Annotated in this window: 1 protein-coding gene; it reads left to right on the top strand. The window is 67.7% G+C overall.

All coding sequences use genetic code 11. The features are described from left to right. Positions 1–57 precede the first annotated feature (57 nt). Positions 58–1215 (top strand): IS701 family transposase, encoded by a 1158-nt coding sequence (locus tag ACZ6ZR_RS38695; protein WP_465650725.1) that lies wholly within the window; start codon positions 58–60, stop codon positions 1213–1215. The last annotated feature ends 197 nt before the right edge of the window (positions 1216–1412 follow it).

The following is a 1412-nucleotide window of genomic DNA, read 5'->3' as shown; positions in this document are numbered from 1 at the left end:
CTAGTACTGCAACGGTGCTTACCGTGACTGCTGTTGGGTTTGCTCGTTGGACTGTTCATGGGTGGGGACATATCTGACGTCGATGCTCGTCGCTGGTCGGACGGGTTGGCCGGGTTGCATGAGCGGTTTGCGCACCGGTTCGCGCGGAGCGAGTCACGGGAGTCGGCTCTGGCGTACATGCGGGGTCTGTTGGCGCCGTTGGAGCGCAAGAACGGCTGGACCGTGGCTGAGGAAGCCGGTCATGACGGACCGGACCGGATCCAACGCCTGCTGAATCGCATCGACTGGGACGCGGAGGCGGTGCTCGACGACGTACGCCAGTACGCCGTCGAGCACCTGGCCGATCCCGGCGGCGTGCTGATCGTGGACGACACCGGCTTCCTGAAGAAGGGCGTTCGGTCGGCCGGCGTCCAGCGGCAGTACTCCGGAACCGCGGGCCGCACCGAGAACTGCCAGGTCGGGGTCTTCCTCGCCTACTCGAGCAGGCTGGGCCGAACGTTGATCGACCGGGCGCTCTACTTGCCGAGGTCCTGGACGGATGACCGCGAACGCTGCCGGTCGGCGGGGATCGACGACGAGGTCGAGTTCGCCACCAAGGTCCAGCTCGCGAGGGCGATGGTCCGCCGCGCGATCGACGACGAGATCCCGTTCCGGTGGGTGACGGCGGATGCCGGCTACGGCTACAGCAAGGGCTGGCGCTACGAGTTGGAGCAGGCCGACGTCTTCCACGTCGTGGCCACCACCCGCCACGACACCGTGGTCACCTGGCAGGCTATGGACCATCGGCTGCACGACCTGGTCGCGGACCTGCCACGGCAGAAGTGGAAGCGCCGATCCTGCGGCGACGGCGCCCACGGCCCGCGGGTCTACGACTGGGCCCGCATCGAGGTCCGGCCCTGGCATCGCCCCGACCGCAGGCACTGGGTCCTGGCCCGCCGCGGCATCACCGATCCCACGAGGATCGCCTACTACATCGCCTACGCACCCGCCGACGCCACACTCAACGAGCTGATCGCCGTCGCGGGCGCCCGCTGGGCGATCGAGGAATGCTTCCAGAGCGCGAAGGGCCAGTGCGGCCTGGACGACTACCAGGTCCGCCGCCATCAGGGCTGGTACCGGCACATCACTCTCGCCATGGCCGCCCATGCCTACCTCACCGTCATGCGCGCCCAGCACCTCGAAAGGGGGCCGGACCTGCTCGAACGCCAGACCTGATACCCCTCACCGTCCCCGAGATCCGCCGGCTGATCACGCACCTCACCCGGCCTGTCCGCCGCAGCATCGACCATGTCCTGCACTGGTCCCGATGGCGCCGCCGACGCCAGCATCAGGCCCGGACCAGCCACTACAAGAGACGAGGCCACAGCCCAAGAGCTGAAGCCTCGTCACAATAAGCACCGTTGCAGTACTAG

It is taken from the genome of Kitasatospora sp. NPDC088742, assembly GCF_055584905.1.
This window is presented reverse-complemented; position numbering and strand designations above follow the sequence as displayed.